20 protein-coding genes and 1 pseudogene are annotated in these 21,384 nt (G+C 55.9%); 17 read left to right on the top strand and 4 right to left on the bottom strand.

What is annotated here, in order from left to right:
* Nucleotides 1-169 precede the first annotated feature (169 nt).
* From ACZ5K9_RS03825 to ACZ5K9_RS03760, 14 genes and pseudogenes are all read left to right on the top strand, one after another.
* Nucleotides 170-1,621, top strand: a complete 1,452-nt coding sequence (locus ACZ5K9_RS03825) for a sigma-54 interaction domain-containing protein (RefSeq protein ID WP_464273097.1) — start codon at nucleotides 170-172, stop codon at nucleotides 1,619-1,621.
* A gap of 1 nt (nucleotide 1,622) precedes the next feature.
* Nucleotides 1,623-1,970 (top strand): NifB/NifX family molybdenum-iron cluster-binding protein, encoded by a 348-nt coding sequence (locus ACZ5K9_RS03820; RefSeq protein ID WP_464273096.1) that lies wholly within the window; start codon nucleotides 1,623-1,625, stop codon nucleotides 1,968-1,970.
* Between the two features lie 4 nt (nucleotides 1,971-1,974).
* A complete protein-coding gene (locus tag ACZ5K9_RS03815; RefSeq protein WP_464273095.1) occupies nucleotides 1,975-3,699 on the top strand; it encodes a sensor histidine kinase in 1,725 nt (574 codons plus the stop codon).
* 80 nt (nucleotides 3,700-3,779) lie between these two features.
* Complete coding sequence (locus tag ACZ5K9_RS03810) at nucleotides 3,780-4,172, top strand: response regulator (protein ID WP_464273094.1); 393 nt, start codon at nucleotides 3,780-3,782, stop codon at nucleotides 4,170-4,172.
* The gene (locus ACZ5K9_RS03805) at nucleotides 4,172-4,831 is read left to right on the top strand and encodes a hypothetical protein (protein WP_464273093.1); all 660 of its coding nucleotides are present in this window, start codon (nucleotides 4,172-4,174) and stop codon (nucleotides 4,829-4,831) included. Before ACZ5K9_RS03810 ends, ACZ5K9_RS03805 begins: the two co-directional genes overlap by 1 nt.
* A gap of 202 nt (nucleotides 4,832-5,033) precedes the next feature.
* Entirely contained in the window at nucleotides 5,034-5,336 is a 303-nt protein-coding gene (locus ACZ5K9_RS03800; protein ID WP_464273092.1) for a hypothetical protein, read from the top strand.
* Between the two features lie 18 nt (nucleotides 5,337-5,354).
* Entirely contained in the window at nucleotides 5,355-5,900 is a 546-nt protein-coding gene (locus tag ACZ5K9_RS03795; protein WP_464273091.1) for a response regulator, read from the top strand.
* A 45-nt stretch (nucleotides 5,901-5,945) separates the two neighbouring features.
* A complete protein-coding gene (locus tag ACZ5K9_RS03790) occupies nucleotides 5,946-6,410 on the top strand; it encodes a response regulator (RefSeq protein ID WP_464273090.1) in 465 nt (154 codons plus the stop codon).
* Between the two features lie 8 nt (nucleotides 6,411-6,418).
* A complete protein-coding gene (locus ACZ5K9_RS03785) occupies nucleotides 6,419-6,847 on the top strand; it encodes a response regulator (RefSeq protein WP_464273089.1) in 429 nt (142 codons plus the stop codon).
* Between the two features lie 42 nt (nucleotides 6,848-6,889).
* Nucleotides 6,890-7,444 carry a CBS domain-containing protein gene (locus ACZ5K9_RS03780; protein ID WP_464273088.1) on the top strand — a complete coding sequence of 185 codons (555 nt, stop codon included), beginning with the start codon at nucleotides 6,890-6,892 and terminating at the stop codon, nucleotides 7,442-7,444.
* 30 nt (nucleotides 7,445-7,474) lie between these two features.
* Nucleotides 7,475-8,947, top strand: a complete 1,473-nt coding sequence (locus ACZ5K9_RS03775; RefSeq protein WP_464273087.1) for a DASS family sodium-coupled anion symporter — start codon at nucleotides 7,475-7,477, stop codon at nucleotides 8,945-8,947.
* A gap of 73 nt (nucleotides 8,948-9,020) precedes the next feature.
* Nucleotides 9,021-10,442, top strand: a complete 1,422-nt coding sequence (locus tag ACZ5K9_RS03770) for a transferase (protein WP_464273086.1) — start codon at nucleotides 9,021-9,023, stop codon at nucleotides 10,440-10,442.
* Between the two features lie 172 nt (nucleotides 10,443-10,614).
* Nucleotides 10,615-12,114: an ATP-binding protein gene (locus tag ACZ5K9_RS03765; RefSeq protein ID WP_464273085.1), complete on the top strand. Its 1,500-nt coding sequence runs from the start codon at nucleotides 10,615-10,617 to the stop codon at nucleotides 12,112-12,114.
* Nucleotides 12,099-13,536: pseudogene (locus ACZ5K9_RS03760) on the top strand (sigma-54-dependent transcriptional regulator). Before ACZ5K9_RS03765 ends, ACZ5K9_RS03760 begins: the two are co-directional and overlap by 16 nt.
* A 9-nt stretch (nucleotides 13,537-13,545) precedes the next feature.
* Here ACZ5K9_RS03760 and ACZ5K9_RS03755 read toward each other — a convergent pair.
* Nucleotides 13,546-16,149: a PAS domain S-box protein gene (locus ACZ5K9_RS03755; protein ID WP_464273084.1), complete on the bottom strand. Its 2,604-nt coding sequence runs from the start codon at nucleotides 16,147-16,149 to the stop codon at nucleotides 13,546-13,548.
* 437 nt (nucleotides 16,150-16,586) lie between these two features.
* Between ACZ5K9_RS03755 and ACZ5K9_RS03750 the strand changes: the two genes are divergently transcribed.
* The 3 genes from ACZ5K9_RS03750 to ACZ5K9_RS03740 all read left to right on the top strand — a co-directional run bounded on the left by ACZ5K9_RS03750 (nucleotide 16,587) and on the right by ACZ5K9_RS03740 (nucleotide 19,356).
* Nucleotides 16,587-17,069, top strand: coding sequence for a Crp/Fnr family transcriptional regulator (locus ACZ5K9_RS03750; protein ID WP_464273083.1), 483 nt, complete (start codon nucleotides 16,587-16,589; stop codon nucleotides 17,067-17,069).
* Between the two features lie 173 nt (nucleotides 17,070-17,242).
* A complete protein-coding gene (locus ACZ5K9_RS03745) occupies nucleotides 17,243-18,913 on the top strand; it encodes a sensor histidine kinase (RefSeq protein ID WP_464273082.1) in 1,671 nt (556 codons plus the stop codon).
* A gap of 44 nt (nucleotides 18,914-18,957) precedes the next feature.
* A complete protein-coding gene (locus ACZ5K9_RS03740; protein WP_464273081.1) occupies nucleotides 18,958-19,356 on the top strand; it encodes a response regulator in 399 nt (132 codons plus the stop codon).
* On the opposite strand, the gene ACZ5K9_RS03735 is transcribed toward ACZ5K9_RS03740, so the two are convergent.
* Genes ACZ5K9_RS03735 through ACZ5K9_RS03725 form a run of 3 tightly spaced genes read right to left on the bottom strand, consistent with a single transcriptional unit; the run spans nucleotide 19,297 to nucleotide 21,342 of the window.
* Nucleotides 19,297-20,292: an inorganic phosphate transporter gene (locus ACZ5K9_RS03735; RefSeq protein WP_464273080.1), complete on the bottom strand. Its 996-nt coding sequence runs from the start codon at nucleotides 20,290-20,292 to the stop codon at nucleotides 19,297-19,299. The genes ACZ5K9_RS03740 and ACZ5K9_RS03735 overlap by 60 nt on opposite strands.
* A 29-nt stretch (nucleotides 20,293-20,321) precedes the next feature.
* Nucleotides 20,322-20,948: a DUF47 family protein gene (locus tag ACZ5K9_RS03730; RefSeq protein ID WP_464273079.1), complete on the bottom strand. Its 627-nt coding sequence runs from the start codon at nucleotides 20,946-20,948 to the stop codon at nucleotides 20,322-20,324.
* Nucleotides 20,941-21,342, bottom strand: coding sequence for a CBS domain-containing protein (locus ACZ5K9_RS03725; RefSeq protein ID WP_464273078.1), 402 nt, complete (start codon nucleotides 21,340-21,342; stop codon nucleotides 20,941-20,943). Before ACZ5K9_RS03725 ends, ACZ5K9_RS03730 begins: the two co-directional genes overlap by 8 nt.
* Between the last annotated feature and the right edge of the window lie 42 nt (nucleotides 21,343-21,384).

Here is a 21,384-nt window from a genome sequence, read left to right as displayed (position 1 = left end):
AGCTCCGTGCCCTTGCCTCCCCAAGGTAAAATCACACTTCGTCAGTTTCTTTAGGTTGGTTCGCTCCACTGCGGCTCGTCGGGCCCCGATTGCCTTCTCGTGGATCCAGAAGTATGGTTGCCATGATGATGAAGGCATTTTAAGGAGACATGAGAAAGGGGGGGAATTGATGGTTCCGGCGAAGCCGGCTGTGATTTCCGGACTTTTTCCCAAACCCATCGAATGTGCTGCCGCCTTTAACGACCTTCCTGACTCGGTGATCTTCTTGACCCGCAACCGACGAGTCCTCTATCTCAATCGGGCCGCCGAGGTTCTCACGGGATTGAGCGACGGCGAAGCGCGGGGGCTTCCGTGCCGGCATGTGGTGCGCAGCAATCTGTGCCTTGTGGGGTGCCCTTTGGCAAACCCATCGTGGGATGCGGGAGCCCAATGCCGCGAAGGTGATCTGGTCAATCGGGATCGCCGCAGGGTGCCGGTTCGCATCAGTTACATCATCCTTCGCGACCTCCAGGGTCATGTGGCGGGATTCATGGAGGTGCTAGAGGATCTGAGATCGTTCCAGGAACTGGGAGCACGCAGCGGGCGGGACGACCGATTGAGCCGTATTGTCGGAAGAAGCCCGGCCATGGAGCGGCTTTTTGCCATCCTGCCCGGAATTGCTCAAACCGATTCTTCGGTGTTGATCACCGGGGAGACGGGGACGGGAAAGGATCTCCTCGCGGAAGCGATTCATCAGCTTTCCGGCAGGTCTAAAGGACCTTTCGTGAAGGTCAACTGCGGGGCGCTGCCCGAAACCCTTTTGGAGTCGGAGCTTTTCGGCCACCAAAAAGGGGCTTTTACGGGGGCCGTGGAGAGCAAACCGGGCCGTTTCCGTTTAGCTCACAACGGCACGTTGTTTCTCACGGAAATCGGCGACCTTCCCCTTCCCCTCCAGGTCAAGCTCCTCACGTTCCTGGACGATCACGTGATCTATCCTCTCGGGTCGACGAAAGGAATTCGGGTCGATGTGCGCATTGTCGCCGCGACCCATAGGGATCTTCAAGCCATGGTTCGCGAGGGTAAATTCCGGCAGGATCTTCTGTACCGATTGAACGTCGTCCGCGTGCATATTCCTCCACTTCGGGAAAGAGGAGAAGATGTGCGGCTTCTTCTGGAGCATTTCCTGGCCGGTTTCGTCTCGAATTTTCATAAACACATCAGGGGATTTTCTAAGGAGGCCTTGCAGTATCTCCTGGAATACCCTTATCCTGGGAACGTACGCGAGTTGAAAAACATTGTGGAATACGCGGTCAACGTCTGCCGTGAGGAAACAATCCAAGTGCATCATTTGCCGTCCTATTTGACCGAAGCCCGCGTCAAAGTGATCTCGCAGTTTCCCGAAAAAGGGACAACTGCGGCCTTTTCACAAGAGTTCTCTGCGGGGATGGTGTCGACAGAGAACACGGCGAATTGGGACGAAGTCGAACGCCGTCTCATTGTGGAGGCCTTGGTCCAAGCCAAAGGAAGACGCGGCAAAGCGGCGGAAATCCTTGGGTGGGGACGATCGACATTGTGGCGGAAGATGAAACACCACGGGCTCCTTTCGGCAGACGCCGACGATTCCATACGAAAGGGCTCTTAGCATGATCCGAGTGATCATTGCCGTGCATGGAGCTGAAGTGGCGCCACGATTCGATTTGGCTTCCGAGGTCTGGATAGGTATCCAAGGGCCGGGCAATGATTTCCTCGAGGAGCGCACCGTGGTCATGCCGCAGGCGTCGGCGGAAAATCTATGTCAGCTGATCCTCTCCGAAGGCGCACAGGTGGTTGTCTGCGGGGGCATCGAGCAGGAATATTTTGACTATCTGGTGTGGAAGAAAATTAAAATTTATGACGATGTCATCGCCACGGTGGAAGCCGTGAAACAAGCCCTGAGGGAAGGTACCCTGCGCACTGGTTCAGTGTTGATGGAGCGGCGCATCGAGGAGTAACTCCATGTTTTGGGACCCATGGTTTCATCGGATTCGAGCGACTTTGAGCTTTGACGTGGACGAAGGGAGTGCTGACAGGTATCGGATATTACGTCGAAATCTCGTGATATTGATGGCTGTGGTGACGATTGTCCCTTTGGTGCTCATGGCCGCCATCAACTATCATGAATATCGAAAAGTGCTTCATCAAGAATTGGCCACCCCTCTGCGCAATATCGTCAATAAGACGAAACACTCCTTTGAACTTTTCATTGCCGAACGGAAATCGGCCGTGAGTTTTATCGCTCGAGCTTACGGCTATCAGGAACTCATTGATCCGCAGCGTCTCAACCACATCTATCGCGTGGTCAAGCAGGAATTTTCGGGTTTTGTGGACCTGGGTCTCATCAACTCCCGGGGTATCCAGGTCAACTACGTCGGCCCCTACGACCTCAAGGGCAAGGATTACTCAGACCAAAACTGGTTTCACGAAGTCAGTGTTCGGGGCACTTATGTCAGCGATGTTTTTTTGGGATATCGTCGGTTTCCTCATGTGGTCATTGCTGTGGAACAGGTAACCCCGGAAGGGGAGCGCTGGATCCTGCGTGCAACCATCGACACGCAAAGGTTCAATGAACTCATTGCCTCCATGGGTTTGGAGGCCGACAGCGATGCGTTCCTGATCAACTGGGACGGGGTTTTTCAGACCCCTTCGAGGTTTTACGGGGGGGTTCTGGAAAAATGCCCGCTCATCGTCACTCCCATCAGCTACCAAGCCAACGTAACCACAGCCGTAGATCCTTCCGGCCGTCACATTTTCCTCGCTTACGCCCATTTTGTTCACCCCAATTTTATTCTTGTTGCGGTCAAACCTCAGGCGGAAGTGCTCCGGGCGTGGACCACGCTGAAAAGCGAGCTCGTGGTGCTTTTCATGGTCGGGACGGCCATGATTTTCCTGGTGGTGTATTGGCTGACAGGTGTTTTGGTGCGCAAAGTGCGGGAGGCCGACGAAAGGCGGGAGGCCGCCTATCAAGACATGCAGCACCACCATAAATTGTCTTCCATTGGCCGATTGGCTGCCGGGGTAGCCCACGAAATCAATAATCCCTTGGCGATTATCAACGAGAAAGCGGGCCTCATGAGGGATCTTCTGGAAAGGGTGCCGGATTTTCCCTACCGTGAAAAGTTTGAACTCTTGATCACGGCGATCCTCAATTCCGTTGATCGCTGCCGAAATATCACCCACCGGCTTTTGGGGTTCGCACGGCGGATGGATGTGCAGATCGAAGTCCTGGACGTGAACGAAGTGATTCAGGAGGTTCTGGGATTTTTGGAAAAAGAGGCCATCTACCGCAACATCGACCTCCGATTGAACCTGTCGCCTGACTTGCCGAAGATCGCCTCCGACCGTGGGCAACTTCAGCAGGTTTTCCTCAACATTTTAAATAACGCCTTTGCGGCGGTTCCCGACGGCGGTCGGGTCAGTGTGACCACGTGGGAGGCGGACCCGGAGCGCATCGGGGTCAGCATCCAGGACAATGGACACGGGATGTCCCCGGAGACGCTCCAGCATATCTTTGAGCCGTTCTTTACCACAAAAAAAGGCTCCGGCACGGGTTTAGGACTCCCCATTACCTACGGCATTGTGAAAAAGCTCGGCGGCTGCATTGAGGTCCAAAGTGAAGAGGATAGAGGGAGCACTTTTACCGTCTACCTCCCCAAAAAACCGGGCGTGCTGGGGGAAGGGTGAATTCCGGGGCGGTTCAGGGAGGAAACACGCAAGGCGTAACGCTTGTGGCGCATCCACGATGCGGCCAGGGAGGAGGGGCCATGGAGACATACCGGGTACTTCTGGTGGATGATGAAAGAGAATTCGTATCCACTTTAGCCGAGCGGTTAGAGATACGCGGTCTGAGAGTGAGTGTGGCCTTTGATGGGCAAGAGGCCATGAAGATTCTGGAAGAGCAGGCATTTGACGTCGTCGTCTTAGATGTGCGCATGCCCGGACTCAGCGGCCTTGAGATCTTGAAACGGATCAGAACCCATCGACCCGAAATCCCGGTGATTCTGCTTACTGGACACAGCGCCACTCGGGATGGGATCGAAGGGATGCGCCTGGGAGCTTTTGATTATTTGATGAAGCCTGTGGATATTGATCGATTGATGGACAAAATGCGGGAGGCCGTTGGAGGGCAAACGTCGAAAACATCGGGAGGGTCGTGATGGCGCCGGTGATGCGCGATGACGCAGCTTTTATGGGAAAATTGACCGCGGGGGTCACTCACGAACTCAAAAACGTGCTGGCCATCGTGGGGGAGTCCGCAGGGCTTCTGGAGGACCTCCTGCAGCTGCCGGCGTGCCGGGATTTTTCCCACCGGGATCGGTTCCTCAAGGCGCTCACTTCCATCCGTGACCAGGTGAGACGAGGCACCCATATTCTCACGCAGCTCAATAAATTTGCTCATGGAGCCGACCATGAGAGCGCCTCGGTCCGACTGGTGGACCTCCTTGACAATCTCAAGGCCCTTGCCGACCGTTTCCTTCGTCAGAAGGCCATCACCCTCACGGTGGTGCCCGGAGCTGGAGCGGATGTGAGTTTCCAAACTTTTCCCGTCACCCTCCAGAGGTTGCTTTTCGACAGTCTCATGGCCTTGGTGGAAGTGGTCCCGCATGGATGCGCCGTTTCCGGCCATATTGGGTCGGAGGGCTCCGAGGCGTATTGTCGCTACACTGTGGAAGACGGGCTGTTGGATGAAAAGGCCCGGGATCTGCTGAAAAGGGCAATGGAAGAGGCTGGTCAGGACGCCTTGGGGCACCGGTTGGCGGTACGAGTTTCTGTGGGAGCGGACCATGTGGAAGTGCGCCTCGGTGTCGCGCCTTAGGGGAAGGCCACGATGTATCATAATGTATCATTTTGTCCTAAGCCGATATGTTTCATAATGGTGCATATAGTCTAGTCACGGGGGGCTTGGATCGGATCCCCTCGTTTTTCCTCGTAACATCAGCAGTTCGTCCGTGGCATCCTTTGTGCATCCTTCGTGAGGGCGGAGACGGCAAAAAACGCTATACATGAGGGAGGGTGCCATGAAGAGCCTAAAAAAGATTCTCGAAAACGTCTTTGCGACGGCGGCGCTTGCCGAAGCGGGGGTCGATCCAGCCAGTGTTCCCTCTCTGGATTTTCGACCCGTCACTGTTGGTGCGCGCACATGGGTGGAAGATCATTTCGCCGCGGTGGCCTTGGCGGAAGCCAATGCCGATGCAGCAGCCCGGGACATGGTGCGGTCGGGCGAGAAAGGGTGGAATCGGGGGGCCTCCGATTTGGCGGGATTCCTCATGGACGTGGGCCTGGCGGGCGTCCGGGTGCGGTTGTGCGTGGTGCAGGTTTAGCCCTGCGGGGCGTATGCCATGAAGGGCCGCGTTCTGGTGGTGGCACCTGAAGAAAGCTTCCGTTCAGGCATCAGAGCGCACCTGCACAAAGGGGGTTACCAGGTCATTACGGCGGCCGATCAGGCGGAAGCCGTGGGGCTTTTGGATCACAAAGGTGCGGATGTCGTGGTCTGGCATTGCGTTCCAGACGATGGGTGTGGATGGATACTCATGGACCACGTCCGCACGCTCTCCTCGGCTCCCCCGGTTATCCTTTTGGTGCCCAGAGGACAACTCCACCATGGCATCGAAGGGATGAAGCGCGGTGCTTTCGACGATCTCCTCATTCCGTTTGCTTGGGAAGATCTCCGAGAAAAAGTGGCACTCGCCATGCAAGCCGGACGCAAGGTCGTCAAGAAGAGGAAGAGCTTGCGGCAGCGATGGGAGGATTTCATGGTGGCGGCGGCTTTTGCGGAAGCGGGTGCTCCCGAAGAGGCGAGACGGGTTTTAGAGAAAGAGCCGGATGGCGATGCGTCCAATGAGGGATCCGAGCGCAGGCGGCCCCGGAATTTCAAGACGCCGTGAAGGCATGTTGGGAGCGACTTGACCGGGAGAAACAAGGAGGGAGCCATGAAGGACAAGAAAATTAAAGTGCTTTTGGTCGATGACGAACAGGAATTCGTCCAAACCCTGGCGGAGCGACTCAAAATGCGGGATCTGGGCCCCGATATCGCTTATGACGGGGAACAGGCTTTGGAGCTGGTGAGCGATCAGGTGCCTGACGTCATGGTGCTGGATTTGCGCATGCCGGGGATCGACGGCTTAGAGGTATTGCGCCGGGTGCGGAAGAACTATCCCCATGTCCAGGTGATCATCCTCACGGGACACGGCTCGGATAAGGACGAGGAGGAGGCACGACGGCTGGGAGCCTTCGAATATCTCCAGAAGCCGGTGGATGTGGATGAGCTCCTGAAGACCTTGCGGCTCGCCTACAAGAAGAAAATGGAAGATGCCATGGTCGCCGCGGCGTTTGCCGAAGCCGGTGATTTTCGGACCGCCCAAGAGATCCTGGATGAAGAAAAGCAAGATAAGTGAGGGGGCCGATGAAAGCGCATGTGATGGTGGTGGACGACGAGGTGGATTTTGTGGATGTGCTGGCGGAGCGCTTGGAAACTCGGGATTTTATCGTTCACAAGGCGTACAGCGGGGACGAAGCCCTGAGGCTACTCGATGAGCACAAGGTGGATGTGGTCATCTTGGACGTGGTCATGCCGGGCAAATCCGGAATCGAGACCTTGCACGAGATCAAGCATAAACAGCCCCTGGTGGAAGTGATCATGCTGACGGGGCATGCGACGGTGGAAACGGCCATCCAGGGGATGAAACTCGGGGCCTACGACTACCTGATGAAGCCGACGGAAACTCCTGATTTGGTACAGAAAATCAATGGAGCCGTGGCTCGCAAGCGGGAACACGAAGAGCGGATCCGAAAGGCGGAAATCAACGGAATTCTCAAACGGAAGGGATGGTAATCGATCAGGCGGGCCTTTTTTAGCCTGGAGGAGGACTCTGGAGTGGGCAAGGATACGGTCAAAGATCTCATGGTTCCCATTGAGGAATACGCAACAGTTTCAGAGGACGCCACGTTGTATGAAGCGGTGCTGGCCTTAGAAGAAGTCCAAAGAAAGCCGAGCACGCGGGAATATAAACATCGGGCGGTTTTGGTATGCAGTGCCTCTGGCAAGGTTGTCGGCAAGTTGAGCCAACTGGACGTGCTGAGAGCTTTGGAACCCAAGTTTAAAAAACTGGGCAATGTGGGCCTCTTGGGGCGTTTCGGCCTCGGACCGGATGTGGTCAAGATCATCACCAAGGAGCTGTCTCTCCTTGAAAATCCCCTCGACGATCTGTGCAAGAAGGTGGCCCGGATTCGCGTCCGGGATGTCATGCACAGTCCCAGCGAAGGGGAATACGTCGCGGAAACGGCCAGCTTAAACGAGGCTATCCGCCAGCTCGTCCTGGGACCGCATCAGTCACTCCTGGTCACCCGGGGGGAGGCCATTGTGGGCGTGTTGCGGCTGACGGACGTCTATGTGGAAATCAGCGAGCGGATCAAAGCGTGTGCGCTCTAAGCCTTGCGGGGAACATTCTGGAGGATGAACATGCACGACGTGGCTGTCGCAGTGGAAAGCCGCATAGATTGGAGGCGGCTCGGTTTTATGCTTGTGGGACCTATTTTGTTTGCCATCGTATATTTCTCACCCCCATGGGCCGATGCAGTGGATCCCATGGGCAAGCATTTCCCATTGTCCAAGGAAGCCAAAGGGGCTTTGGCGGTATTTCTGTGGGCCGGTACCTGGTGGGTATTTGAGGTGGTTCCCATAGGCGTCACCAGCATTCTCATCGGGGTTTTACAAGCCCTTTTCATGGTGCGGCCCGCCAAGACGGCGTTCAAGGATTTCATGGATCCCTCTGTCCTTTTTATTTTTGGTTCGGTTGTGATAGGGATGGTTTTCACAAAGACCGGTCTCACCCGGCGGCTCGCCTACAAGATGCTGGTCATTGTGGGCGAAAAAACGAGCAATATTCTCTTAGGCTGTTTCGTGGTCACCGCGGCGCTCACCCATATCATGGCCCATACGGCCGTGGCGGCCACCATGTTCCCGCTCTTGATGTCCATTTATTCTCTTTACGGTGAAGAGAACGGCCGGACCAAGTTCGGCAAAGCCATGTTTATGGGCATGGCCTATGTGGCGGGTGCCGGAAGCATCATTACCCTGCTGGGTGCAGCCCGCGGGGCGGTGGCCATAGGATTTTTCAATGAAATTGCCAAAAGAAACGTCAGCTTTTTCGAGCTCACCTACTACATGTTCCCCATCGGCTGGGTCATGGTTTTACTGCTGTGGGGCTATTTCATGGTGATCTGCCCTCCTGAAAAGAAAGTCATTTCCGGTTTGAGAGAAAGAGCCAGAGTTTTATCGGCGCAACTGGGGCGGATCACACGGCAGGAAATCACGGCTGCGGTGATCGTCGCCGCCGTGATTCTGCTGATGAGCCTGAAGTCTTTTGTCCCTGCACTGGATCCTTTGGATAAGACAGCCATCATTTTGTGCTCCACCATTTTGTTCTTCGTGGTTGGCATTTTAGATCTCAAGGACCTCGAGGAGATCCCTTGGAACGTGATCCTCCTTTTTGCAGGGGCCATGAGCATTGGGTTCTGCCTTTGGGAAACAGGCGCCGCCAAATGGCTTGCCGTGAATTGGCTGACCCTGTTCCAGAAAGCCAACTGGTTTGTCTTCGTCCTCAGTATGTCCTTTTTCGTTCTGGTGATGACCAATTTCATCATGAACGTGGCCGCCATTGCCATCTCGCTCCCTGTGGCCCTGGTGATCGCCCCCTATCTGGGGGTGGCTCCGGAGGTCATTTTTTATTCGGCCTTGGTAACCGCCGGCATGCCTTTTCTCCTGCTCGTTGGGGCTGCACCCAATGCCATCGCCTATGAATCCAAACAGTTCACCGCAGGAGAGTTCTTCATCTACGGTATTCCGGCGAGCGTCCTGCTTATGGTCGTCCTGGGGCTCTTCGTGGCGTTTATTTGGCCTCTCATGGGCATGCCAGTCACCCTGAAGGCCTGATCGGCAAAACAGTACCCAAGGTCATTGACCTTGGGTTTTTCTTTCCTCGAACAGGATTTGGAGGATCTGACCGATGTATCGACTGGAAAAATTGATCGATCAAATCATCGACCGCGTGAACATCAATCTCAGAGAGCCTGCCTTCGATGTGGGGCCTTATGTGCGCCATCTCATCCCTTTGGATAAATTTGCCAAGTTTTATGCTTTTTATGGTGTGACGCCGCATCACCCGTTGCATTTCGCCTTTACGCATTCGAGTCTTGCCGGGAGCTACTTTTTAGGGCGGTGCACCGTGGACCATTCAATTCTCTACAAAAGTGACCTTCGCGGCGATGAACTGAAACGTCGGGGCGATCTTTTTCACTATCGAGGCATCCAAATCCCGCTCCATGACGACGAAGTCATCGCTGTGAAAAACAGTTTTCTCATCAAGACCCTGGTGCATAACAATTCACACGATCCCGAGAGCCCTGAGGAATTCGGCATTCACAATGCCGTGGCGCTCCATTACGCAAACATCCATGGCGCACCTGTGGAAGGGTGCTTTCTTGGACCCTTCGCGACCGTCGATCTGACAACAGTTCATGACTGTGTTGTGGGGGCTTTTTCCTATGTCCAGGTCGGGGAGTTGTCCCATGTGCACGTGGAGCCAGGTACCGTATGGATCCGATCCGACGGGGCTTTTGAGTTTCTTTTCCGATTCCCCGAAGACGTTTTGAAGCGTTACGTTTGGGTGGAACCGGGGGCTGCGCCCACTGGCGAGCTCATTGACTTTGTCGAGAGCCGAAAGGGGGAGTTCCAGACCGTATTCGACTCGGTGACCTGTTGTTCGGGTTTGCAGGTTCCGGACGGTGCCTCGGTGAGCCGTTATGCCGTCGTGAAAGGGGCGAGCACCATTGGCGAAAACGTCCTCGTGGCGCAAAGAGCCTACCTCATGAACGCCTGGATGGGGCCTGGTTCCAATGCCCAGGAAAACTGTTACATTGTGGACTCCCATTTGGAAGGATTCAACGTGACGGCCCATGGAGGCAAGATCATCGGGGCACGATTGGGGCGTAAGGTTTTCGTGGGTTTTAATGCTTTCGTCCGAGGGTCCCAGGAAGCCCCGTTGCTCATCGGGGAAGATTCCATTGTCATGCCCCACACCATCATCGATCTGGAGGAAGGGGTGACGATTCCGCCGCGACATGTGATCTGGGGACACATCCGCAACCCTCGAGACCTTGAGGGGCACTCTATTTCCTTGGATGACCTGGCCCACCGACAGGGCGAACTGACCTTGGGGTCCATGACTTTCCGAGGCAGTGGATCGGCTTTTGTACGGGCTTTCCAGAATCGCATCGAGCACATCCTGGAAGAAAACGGAGCCTATTTTGACGGCAGCCAACACATGGGTCACGCCCAAAAAGGGCAAAATATCGCCTTTAACATCATCCAACCCTATCCCGAGGGGGACATGAAGGGCATTTATCCCACCATTGATATTCGCCCCTGAACTCAAGACGGCAGGACCCCGGGGCATGAAAGGGAGCACGGGCCGGTATGCCCCGGGGTGCCCGAAAGGCAAGCGGCCATTGAGCTCCACCGCATTGCAAGGATGCGGTCGACGACGGGCTGGGACGATCGTCTCAGGTTGGCATTGCGGGACAGTGAGGCTTTAAGAAAAGATGCGGCGCCTGCCGACATTGACTTTAAGATCTCGAATTTTTCTTCTCTTGGCGGCCCTTGTTGCCGTCAACTGCGCAGGGGCGCTCATCACCATATGGACCACGTCCCACACCTTGGAATTGACGGAGTCTGTTGTCAAAAGGGATCTTCAAGCACTTCTGGCCGCGGAGAAACTCGGCAGCTCCCTTGTCATGCAAAAAGGTTATGTGACCTACTACTACCTGACGGGCGATGAGCAGTGGTTGACGCGGCTTCGCGAACACCAGATGGCCTTTCATTATTGGCTTGGGGCTGCCGGAGACCGGACTCGGATGGAAGAAGGCCGTCGCATTTTGGAGGAGATCGCCAAGGCCTATGAACGTTTCCAGGATAGCCGGGATCGCGTGATCCAGCTCTATCGAGAAGGACGCAAGAACGAGGGGGCGCAGCAGCATTGGACGGTCCGCGATCAATTCCATCAGATCCATGCGCTGGCCGAGACGTTCAAGAACCTTCATGAGAAGCAGATTGCAGTCAATCAAGAACTTTACGCGCTCAAAGCTCGAAATTTGACCAAGCTTGCCTGGATCGCTTTACCTGTGGCGCTTCTGGTTGGGGTCAGTTTGGCCATGATCCTTTGGGGGCAAATCCTGGAGCCGATCCGACGTTTGGCTTTTGAACAGCAAAAGCCCCCACTTGCCTTTCCCGAGGACGACAGACGCGATGAGGTCAAAGCTCTCAGTCGTCGGGTGCACAGCCTTTTAGAGGATGTGGACCGGGCGCACGAGGAGCTGGAAGAAAGTCGGGAGCACCTCATCCAGTCGGAGAAGCTGGCCATGGTGGGGAAGCTCGCGGCCAGTGTGGCCCACAGCATTCGAAATCCGTTGACGTCGGTGAAAATGCGGCTTTTTTCCTTGGAAAGGAGCTTGAATTTGGCTCCGACGCAGCGCGAAGACTTTGAGGTCATTGCAGAAGAAATCGGCCATATTGACACCATTGTCGGCAACTTTTTGGAATTCAGCCGTCCTCCGAAGCTCAAAATGCAGCCCGTGAGCCTTTCCGATGTGGTGGACATGGCTTTGCAGCTCCTCAGACATCGGTTGGAATCCTATGGGGTGCGCGTGGATGTCGAGCGGCAGGGACGGCTTCCAAAGACCTCTTTGGATCCTGACCAGATGAAGGAAGTCCTGGTCAATCTCCTGCTCAACGCGTGTGAGGCCATGGGCGAGGGCGGGCACATCCGCATTGTGGAAGAATCGGGGATGATGGGCGATCAAGGCTTTGTGGTCCTCGTGCGCATTAAGGACAACGGCCCGGGGATTCCAGAACAGATCAGGGAGAGGATCTTCGAGCCGTTTTTCAGCACTAAGGAAGACGGATCGGGTTTAGGGTTGGCCATCGCCAAACGGATTCTTCAGGATCACAAGGGGTGGATTCACGTCCATTCTAAACCGGGACAAGGGACGACTTTCGTCGTGGGTCTGCCCTGTGAGGAGCGCGGGTTGTGGCTGAGATCCTGATTGTGGACGACGATCCGCAGCTTCGTCAGAGTTTCGGAAAAATTCTGCGCACGGAAGGGCACTCGGTGCGCATGGCTGGATCCGGGGAAGCGGGCCTGGCCGCCATTAAAGAATGCCTGCCGGACTTGGTGGTGCTCGACGTGCGCCTGCCGGGCATGTCCGGTTTGGAGACCTTCAAGGTCATCAAGGAAATGGATCCCAAGCTGCCGGTCATCATCATGACGGCTTACGGGACCACGGAAACTGCGATTGAGGCGACCAAAATGGGCGCCTTCGATTACGTGCTCAAACCCTTCGACATCCCCTCCTTGTTGGATTTGGTCTCCCAAGCCCTAAGGGCCGGTTCATGCGGAACAAAGTGGCGTTGGACGCTCCGCCGGAATCGCCACAAGAGGATGCCCTCATCGGTCGGAGCCGGGCCATGCAGGAGGTCTACAAGGCCATTGGCCGGGTGGCGGCGACCGACGCCACGGTCCTCATCCGCGGAGAATCGGGGACCGGAAAGGAATTGGTCGCTCGGGCGATCTACCAGCACAGCCATAGGGCTCATGGCCCGTTTATGGTCATCAACTGTGTCGCGATTCCCGAGACACTCCTGGAAAGTGAACTCTTCGGGTACGAAAAGGGTGCTTTTACAGGAGCGGTGAGCCGGCGGGTGGGCAAGGTGGAGCAGGCCCACCACGGCACGCTCTTTTTGGATGAGATCGGCGACATGCCGGTGAGTATCCAAGCCAAGTTGCTGCGGCTGCTTCAGGAACGCAGTATCGAACGCTTGGGCGGCCGGCGTCCTATCCCCGTGGATGTGCGCATTCTTGCCGCGACCAACAGGAACCTGGAAGAGGCGGTGGCGGAAGGGCGTTTTCGCGACGATTTGTTTTACCGGCTCAATGTGGTCACCCTGACGCTCCCCCCCTGCGGGACCGTCGGGAGGATATTCCCCTTTTGGCGGAGTATTTTCTGAGCCGTTGTGCCGCGGAATTGGGGGTGCCCAATCCGGGGATCACCGAAGATGCGCTGCACTGTCTCACGACCCTGGACTGGCCGGGAAACGTGCGCCAGCTGGCGAACGTCATCCGCAAAGCCCTTATTTTCAATCGCGGTTACCCGGTGGAAAGCGCCGATGTGAAACGTGTGGTGGGCGAGGAGGGCAATGGAACGGTCCAGGTCAAAGGGACGGAGGGTTTGGATGAGGCGGCTTCATGGTTGGATCGGTGGATTCTTCGGAGCCTCGAACGCGGCGTGTTGGAAAGACCCTTTGACGCCTTGGTGGACGACTTCAGTGCCCGGGTGATTCGGGTGGCCTTGGAAGTCACCAAGGGGAACCGGACCCAAGCGGCCAAGCTCTTGGGGATTTCCCGGCCGACCTTATTGGCCCGCATGGAAAAATACGGCATTCGGGTGGAAGCCACCGTGGCTTCGTGATCGTGTCTTTTAAGCGGCTCCCTTTGTCCGATGATGAAGGACCTGTGCCAGGGCCGATTCCAGATCTTCCATGCGGTAAGGTTTGGCGATAACGCCGGCGAACCCGAAGGCTTGCGGGTTGGCCATGACGGGATCGTTGGAATAGCCGCTGGAGGCGATGGCACGGACGTTGGGGTCTAAGGCTTTGAGTTTGTCGATGATTTGCCGGCCGCCGACGCCTCCCTGCACCGTGAGATCCAAGATCACGGCATCAAAAGGTCGTCCCTCTGCGAGAGCTTTTTCGTACCGGGATAGAGCCTCTGTCCCTTCTTCCGTAACCTCTCTTTCAAAGCCAAGCTGTTCCAGCATGGCCGAAAGGACTTCCCGGACGATGGGGTCATCGTCCATGATCAGGACACGACCTGCACCGGCAAGCGTCATCTCATGCTCCGGCGCCGAGGCGTCTTGGACCTCGCCGGCGGATGCCGGGAGGTAAAAGCTCGCTTCTGTCCCTCGGCCCGGTGTTGAACGAATGGTGATGTGGCCATCGTGCCGCTTGACAATGGAGTATGCGGTCGGGAGGCCGAGGCCGCTTCCGTCTTTTTTTGTGGTGAAGTAAGGATCGAAGATCGCGTCGAGGTGCTCTTTGGGAATCCCCACACCTTCATCTCGCACGGACACCTTGACATACCGGCCGGGGCGCAAGGAAATCTCATTGGTTTCCTCAAGGAGCACATTGCGGGCCGTGACGGTCACGGTTCCACCGCTCGGCATGGACTGGTGCGCGTTGATGACAAGGTTTTGGATAACCTGACTGATTTGGGCGGCATCGTAGTCCACGAGCCACAAATCGTCAGGCAAATCCAGAAGGCAGCGGGATGTGGTGCCGCGAAGTGAAAACTCGGTGCAGTCTCGGATCAGATCCTGCAAGGAGCCGGTCTTCTTCACCGGAGCGCCCCCTTTGGCAAAAGTCAGCAACTGCCGGGTGAGTTCCTGGGCTCTCAGACAGGCTTTTTCCATATGGTCCAAGCGGTCACCTATGGGCGCTCCGACCTTGGTGGCATGTTTGATAAGGGAGATGTGTCCCAGAATGCCCGTCAGGATGTTGTTGAAATCGTGGGCAATACCCCCGGCGAGAAGCCCTAGGGATTCCAGCTTTTGGGCTCTAAGCCGTTCCCGTTCCGCCAGTTTCCTCTCGGTGATGTCCTGAACGAAAGTCCAGATGGAGCTGGGTGTTCCATCGGGGTTCCTGTGAAGATACATGCGGACTTCAACATCCAGCAAGGAACCGTCTTTTCGGATCAACTGTTTTTCGAATTTGTCGGTAAACCCTTGAGCTATCAGTTGCCGACGCATGGTTTTGGTCACAGCATCAAAACGCTGCGGTGGGGTCATCTGTCGACAGGCGAGTCCCACGACTTCTTGGGGGTGGTCATAGCCCATCATGGCGGCAAACGGCTGGTTGCACTCGAGAATGACGCCGTGAAAATCGGTGCGGACATACCCGTCGCGACTTCTTTCGTAAAGTTCGCGATATCTTCTTTCCGATTCGGCAAGGAGGGCCTGAGCTTCGCGCCGGCGCAGGAGTTCTTCTGAGAGGCGAGCGTTGGCTTCCTTGAGTTCGGCCGTCTTCCTGGCAACTTCTTCTTCCAGAAACCGTGTGGCTTGAGCCAGGAGTTCTTCCGAGCGTTTTTTCTGAACCATGGCGCCCACGAGGTGCGCAGCGGTCTTCAGCGCGTCGATTTCCACGGCGCTCCATTGTCTCGGGACAATGCAATCGTCGAAGCCCATAAAGCCCCAAAGAGCACCGTTTACATAAATGGGTGCCGCCACAAGGGATAAAATGCCTTGCCCCTCGAGCACAGGCCTTTCCGAGGGGGGAAATTCTTCGATGAGACCGAAGATCGGCTCACCTCGGAGAAAGGCCTCCAGCCATCGCGAAAACCCTCCGGTGATGATGGGGTAATTTTGGAGGTGCGGATTGTCTTTTTGGGGAGCGATGCCTTCTGCCGTCCATTCGTACCGTTGGCTCGTGAGTAGGGTACCGTCGGGGGCCTCGTGATTTTCGAAGACATACACCCGGCTGACTTGGGCCGCCTCGCCGAAGCGGCCCAGGATCGTTTCCATAGGCACGTCATGGCGGGAATGAAGAAGAAAGTATTCGGCGGCGTAGGCGACAGCCTGGAGGATTGTGTCTCGATTGCAGAGGGATCGTTCGAGCGTCTTCCGCTCAGTAATATCATAGAGAATGCCGTGCAGCCGTGTTGTGCCGTCGGCTTCCTGGACGACCGTGGCTTGGTCCTGAACCCATCGGATTTGGCCGTCAGAACCAATCAGCCGATACTCACAGGCCAAAGGACGACCCTCCGCCAGGGCTCGGCGCCTTTCGGTGAGGATTCTGTCCCTATCCTCGGGATGCAGGCAGGCATGCCAAAATTCCTGAGGTTGTCGAAGGACCACTGAAGGGTCGGCCAGGATTTGTTTGAGCTGGGGGCTGATATAGAACGAGCGCCCGTCCTCGTTTTGGGAGTCGCAATAGACCACAGCCGGAAGATGTTCCACGAGTTTCCGATAGGATGGAAGTGTGTTGTCGTGGACCTCCTGAAGCTTCCCGTCCACCCTTTCTGATCGCACGAAACGGTCGTCCCTGTGCACGCTGTCACCCCCGCTGGCCAAACTGGTTCAGTTTCTATTGCCCGAAGAAGACCTTTTGGTGATCGTTGTCCACATGGGGCGAAAAACCTGGAGTTGTCAAGATCTATCGCAGGGCACTTCATGGGGAAGGCCGCAGGATGTCAAAATTTTTTACACTTCGTCAAGCCATCGGTCCACGATGTTTGTCCGTACAGTGATCCATGCACGGCTTGAGACATTCCACTCAGCAACGGAGGTTCTGCCCGTCGGTGTCCGCAGGGATAGGCGGAGGCGCTCATCCTGGTGTGGATTTTGCCTGTCAAGAACGATAACCGTCGCAGCGAAGATCGACCATTTTGGGGATCGAAGCACACTCCGGGCCGGTTTGGGTGCGGGGGTCAAATGAAGGGGTGCAGTTCTCTGTGAGGAGGTGGGCCATGTTAAAGAGCGATGAATTGAAGGGGTGCAGTTTCTTTTTGGTTTTCGGTGAGGCGGAACTGGAAAAGATCGGCCAGGTGACCGAAAAGAAAAGCTACAAAAAAGGGGATGTGGTTTACAAGAATGGGGAGCCGGCCCAAAAGTTTTTCATCGTGAGTAAGGGTCTTGTGAGCCTCAGAGAGTATCAGCCCGGTGATACCTTTGGAATCGCCTTCGAAACCCGGGGTCCTGGAGAGATTTTCGGAACGGCGTCATTGATGCCCGTGAAAAACTACACGCTGACGGCCATATGCCAGGAGGACACGCAGCTTTTTGAAGTCAACGTCAAGGGGCTGGAGGAAATTATCCAATGGGCTCCGACCATCGGCTACGTCCTGATGAGAGAAGTCGCCCATATATATTTCGATAGATATCGGCTGTGCAAGCGGCAGTTGTACCAGATGGTGAAAACACCCACGTTGATCACGGCGCTGCCCGGGTAATCATCCCAGGAGATATCTCAAGGAACCACACCGACAGCACGCGGCTCTCGCCGGGTGACCACCGATTATGAGACGACAGCCCCCTAACCACTAGGTACGCTCGGTTGGGGGCTGCGCATGCTCTCCTGTGAGCCTCTCCGGCAAAGCACCTCATGGGCAACGGACCGACGGCAATGAGCGACAAGTACTCGAATCTCCGGATGAAACTCCTTGCCTCCATGCTGAGCTTTTCTCTCATCCCACTTTTCATCGTCGGCTTGAGCCTGTATCATCAATTTGATCGCGCCTACACATCCAGGGTCGAGAACAATTTGCGATCCCTATTGGAGGATCGTCGGCACGCCTTGGATCTCTTCTTTGAAGAGCGTATCTCGCAGCTCTACACCGTAGCCCATACGCACTCCTTTGAACAAATTCGCCGGCAGGAAAACCTTCAGGAAGTCTTCGACCTCATGCAGAGGCGTTCCAAGTATTACGTGGACATAGGAGTCATAGACGAACAAGGCAATCATGTGGCTTATGCGGGCCCGTATGCCCTCAAGGGTGTCAATTACAAGGATTCTGAATGGTTTCAATCGGTTCGGCTTAAAGGCATGTATGTCAGCGATGTGTTCCTTGGTGTGCGGAACTTTCCCCATTTCATCATTGCCGTGCTGCGTCGCGAAGGAGAAAGGTTATGGATTCTTCGGGCGACCATCAATACCGATCTCTTTGAATCCATGGTCAAGGCGGCGCAAACGGGAGAATTCGGCGACGCTTTTCTCGTCAATGAAAAAAACGTGTTGCAGACGTCCTCTCGCTTTCTCGGTCATGTGATGCAAACCCCCGGGATTCTCGCTCTGCCTCAATTTGCCGGCACCCGCATCCTCACGCAAGACATCGGCTATCGCACCATGATTGTCGGCGCCACGTGGTTAACCACCGTGCCCTGGATGTTGGTGGTCATGGAAGATCCACAGGAAGAATATCTTCCCGTCCTTCAGACTCGATCCCTGGCTCTGATCCTTCTGGCGGCCGGAGTTTCCGCGGTAGTGCTTGGCGCCGTTTTTGTGGTGAACCTTATGATCGCCCAGCTTCAAGAAGCCGACCGCCAGAAAGCCCTCTTGGACGCAGACCTTATGCAGACGAGCAAGATGGCCGCCTTGGGCCGTTTAGCGGCAGGCATCGCTCATGAGATCAACAACCCTCTGGCCGTCATCCAGGAAAAGGCGGGCTGGATTCAGGACCTTTTGGAGGAGGAGGATGTCCAGAAGAGTGAGAACTTCAAAGAATTCGAGGCTGCCATTGGAAAGATTCAGCAACATGTGGATCGGGCTCGAAACGTGACGCATCGGCTTCTCGGTTTTGCTCGACGTATGGAGCCCATACAGCATCCCGTCAACTTGAACAAAGTGGTGCAGGAAACTTTGACTTTTCTTGAAAACGAAGCCCGTCATCGCAACATCGAGATCCATATGGAGCTGGAGGAAGGTGTCCCTGAGGTGATGAGCGATGGCGCCCAAGTGCAGCAAGTCCTCTTAAACGTGATCAATAATGCCATTGATGCCGTGGAAAAGGACGGACACGTGTATATTCGGACCCATTTCGACAAGGACGGGCAATGCGTGATGGCGGAAGTTCGGGACACGGGACCGGGCATTCCGCACGAAATCTTGGACAAGATTTTCGATCCGTTCTTTACCACCAAGAAGCTTGGGGGTGGGACAGGACTGGGGCTGAGTATTTGTCACAGCATTATGACAAAACTTGGGGGGCATATTGAAGTGCACAATAGCACTCAAGGGGGCGCCGTCTTCGTGATCACCCTGCCGGTGCACGCCCCAGGGGCCTCTACTGTCAGCTAGGGAGAGCCAGACCGCGGAGAACCTGTTGAGCGGAGGTAGAGTTTATGAACCGCCCATCTTACCGGGTGCTGGTCGTGGACGATGAAGCCGACTTTCTGGAAACCCTTGTTCGACGTCTGGGGAAGCGTCAGGTTGAGGCCCAAGGCGTTCCCGGGGGACGGGAGGCCCTGGAGTTTCTTTCGCAGCGCTCAGTGGATGTAGTGATCTTAGATGTGCGCATGCCGGGAATGAACGGCCTTGAGGTTCTTCAGGAAATTAAGAAGCGCTGGCCGGACGTGGAAGTCATCCTACTCACCGGGCACGCTTCGGTGGAATCCGGTCTTCAAGGCATGGAGCTGGGGGCTTTCGATTATGTGATGAAACCCTGTAAACTCACGGAACTTCTACCGAAGATTGAATTGGCCTATGAACGCAAGTGTCTTCGCGAAAAGGCTTTCCAATGAATCCACTCCCTCGAGCATAAAAAGCGCGTGGACCCCGAAGGCCAGCGCTCCGGCGCAGAGGGGCGTCAGAATCCACCCGAAACCGATTTTGAGCACCACGGCTCTGTTGATGGTTTGCAGCCCTTTGGCGAATCCAATACCGACAACGGCGCCCACCACCGCCTGTGAAGACGACACGGGCACTCCAAGCTGGGTGAAAAGGTGGAGCGTGGCAGCTTCGGCGAATACCACGACCATGGCAGAGAAGGGATCGAGTGGCACGATCCCTTTGCCCACCGTCATCATCACGCGCCCGCTGTAGGTGAGGACCCCCGCGGCAATGCTGAGACCCCCGATCAATGCCCCGAGGTGAATGTCCAAAAGACCCGAGGTGACGTAGACCCCCGTCACGTTGGCCAGGCTGTTGGCCCCCAAACCGTAGGCCGCATAGCAACCCGTCAGCAGCACGGCCACGAAATAGAGCCGGTTTCGAGCCGAAAAGGACGTGATCTTGTCCACGATGATCTTTTCAAGGGCACCATGCAACAACCTACTGGACAGCAGGGCAGTGATCGGGGTCAGGGTCCAGCAGATCACAATTTTGGTCAGCTGGGAATAATCGGGGGATGTGTCCAGAAGAGACCACCCGAGGATGGCCCCCACAAGGGCCTGGGATGTGGAAGCCGGAACGCCGGCTCGCGTGAGCATCGTCAGGGTGACGGCGGTGGATGTGGTCAGGATAAAGGCGGTATCGGCATGAACAACGGCCAACTTGGCATAGGTGTTCACGCATTTGGCCCCTTCCACGACCGCCCCTAAAACCACATAGGCGGCGGTCAGCCAAAGGGCGTGCGAGTAGCGCACAAGGCCACCCGCCACGGCTGTTCCAAAGATGTTCGCGGAATGGTTGGCCCCTAGACTCCATCCCAGGAAAAGCCCCCCAAAGATTCTCCACATGGCTTCCGCCTCGCACTTTCACGGGCTGACTAACGGAAGCTCACGGTGAGCACATAAAGGGCGTCACTGGCATCTTCGATGAGGTCGCTGAAGGAGGTGAGGCTTTCCAGAAAGTCGGCGCAGAACTTACCCTGCCAGAAGTCGGGGACGGGAATGTCTTGGATTTTTTGGTAGATTTCCGCCTTGAGATCGTCCACTCGCTTTTCCAGAATGCGGATGGCCAAAACCTGTTCTCGAATATCTTGGCCTTGGATGGCCCGTTGATAGGCGATCCCCAGGATTTCACACATTTGCCTGTTCAGCGAGGTCACGGTGCGACACTCTTCGACAATGGAGTCGTGGAGGGAAATGCGCTCGTAATGCCGGGCGGTGTCTTCCACAGTATCAAAAGCTTGGTCCACCAATTCCACGAAACGACACAGGCTCGGACGGAGATAGGGCAGAAAGGCCCCTTCGAAGATGATGGACAAAGCGTGACGCCTGACCACGTCCCCTTCACGTTCCAGATCATAGATGGTTTCCGCCCGCGATTTTTCCCCATGATGAATGAGATCGGCCAGGGCTTCGTTGGCAAGGCACATCAGCCGCAGATGCTCGCGCATGGCCGTGAGGGCAGCGTCCTCCTTGCGGTCTCCGCGCATCCACTTCTTAAACATGAGCGTTCCTTGCCCTGTCAATGAGCGCCGCCTGCATGATGTCCATGAGGGCCACGACACCCACGAGCTTTCCCTGGTCGCAGACGAAGACCCGAGCCACGTTGGTCTGTTCCATGAGGGCGGCCACATTCTGGACGGTTTCATCCTTGGACACGCACCGCAAAGGTCGACAGGCGATGTCCCCCACGCGAACCATCGTGGGATTCAGCCCCTTGGCCAGGACCTTGAAGACCACGTCCCGGGCTGTGACGACCCCATCCATTTCTGCAGGTTCAGACGCTCGCACGAGCAGGGATCGTATGCGTTTGTCGACCATTTTCTCAAGGGCCTCATAAACGGTGGCGTCCGAGGAGATGGACTCCAGCTTGCGCGTCATGATCTCTTCCAGTTTCATAAGCTCCTCTGCGTGGAACTCTTTCATGGGGTTTTGGTCAGC

Source organism: Desulfosoma profundi (assembly GCF_055387865.1).
Note: the sequence above shows the minus strand (reverse complement) of the source record. Positions and strands in the feature narration are given on the sequence as shown.

Coding starts and splice junctions, on each gene's coding strand:
- ACZ5K9_RS03740 (WP_464273081.1), top strand. CDS start 18,958: ATGAACCGCCCATCTTACCGGGTGCTGGTCGTGGACGATGAAGCCGAC.
- ACZ5K9_RS03795 (WP_464273091.1), top strand. CDS start 5,355: ATGAAGGGCCGCGTTCTGGTGGTGGCACCTGAAGAAAGCTTCCGTTCA.
- ACZ5K9_RS03820 (WP_464273096.1), top strand. CDS start 1,623: ATGATCCGAGTGATCATTGCCGTGCATGGAGCTGAAGTGGCGCCACGA.
- ACZ5K9_RS03775 (WP_464273087.1), top strand. CDS start 7,475: ATGCACGACGTGGCTGTCGCAGTGGAAAGCCGCATAGATTGGAGGCGG.
- ACZ5K9_RS03735 (WP_464273080.1), bottom strand. CDS start 20,292: ATGTGGAGAATCTTTGGGGGGCTTTTCCTGGGATGGAGTCTAGGGGCC.
- ACZ5K9_RS03725 (WP_464273078.1), bottom strand. CDS start 21,342: ATGAAACTGGAAGAGATCATGACGCGCAAGCTGGAGTCCATCTCCTCG.
- ACZ5K9_RS03785 (WP_464273089.1), top strand. CDS start 6,419: ATGAAAGCGCATGTGATGGTGGTGGACGACGAGGTGGATTTTGTGGAT.
- ACZ5K9_RS03815 (WP_464273095.1), top strand. CDS start 1,975: ATGTTTTGGGACCCATGGTTTCATCGGATTCGAGCGACTTTGAGCTTT.
- ACZ5K9_RS03810 (WP_464273094.1), top strand. CDS start 3,780: ATGGAGACATACCGGGTACTTCTGGTGGATGATGAAAGAGAATTCGTA.
- ACZ5K9_RS03800 (WP_464273092.1), top strand. CDS start 5,034: ATGAAGAGCCTAAAAAAGATTCTCGAAAACGTCTTTGCGACGGCGGCG.
- ACZ5K9_RS03790 (WP_464273090.1), top strand. CDS start 5,946: ATGAAGGACAAGAAAATTAAAGTGCTTTTGGTCGATGACGAACAGGAA.
- ACZ5K9_RS03765 (WP_464273085.1), top strand. CDS start 10,615: ATGCGGCGCCTGCCGACATTGACTTTAAGATCTCGAATTTTTCTTCTC.
- ACZ5K9_RS03825 (WP_464273097.1), top strand. CDS start 170: ATGGTTCCGGCGAAGCCGGCTGTGATTTCCGGACTTTTTCCCAAACCC.
- ACZ5K9_RS03770 (WP_464273086.1), top strand. CDS start 9,021: ATGTATCGACTGGAAAAATTGATCGATCAAATCATCGACCGCGTGAAC.
- ACZ5K9_RS03805 (WP_464273093.1), top strand. CDS start 4,172: ATGGCGCCGGTGATGCGCGATGACGCAGCTTTTATGGGAAAATTGACC.
- ACZ5K9_RS03745 (WP_464273082.1), top strand. CDS start 17,243: ATGAGCGACAAGTACTCGAATCTCCGGATGAAACTCCTTGCCTCCATG.
- ACZ5K9_RS03750 (WP_464273083.1), top strand. CDS start 16,587: ATGTTAAAGAGCGATGAATTGAAGGGGTGCAGTTTCTTTTTGGTTTTC.
- ACZ5K9_RS03730 (WP_464273079.1), bottom strand. CDS start 20,948: ATGTTTAAGAAGTGGATGCGCGGAGACCGCAAGGAGGACGCTGCCCTC.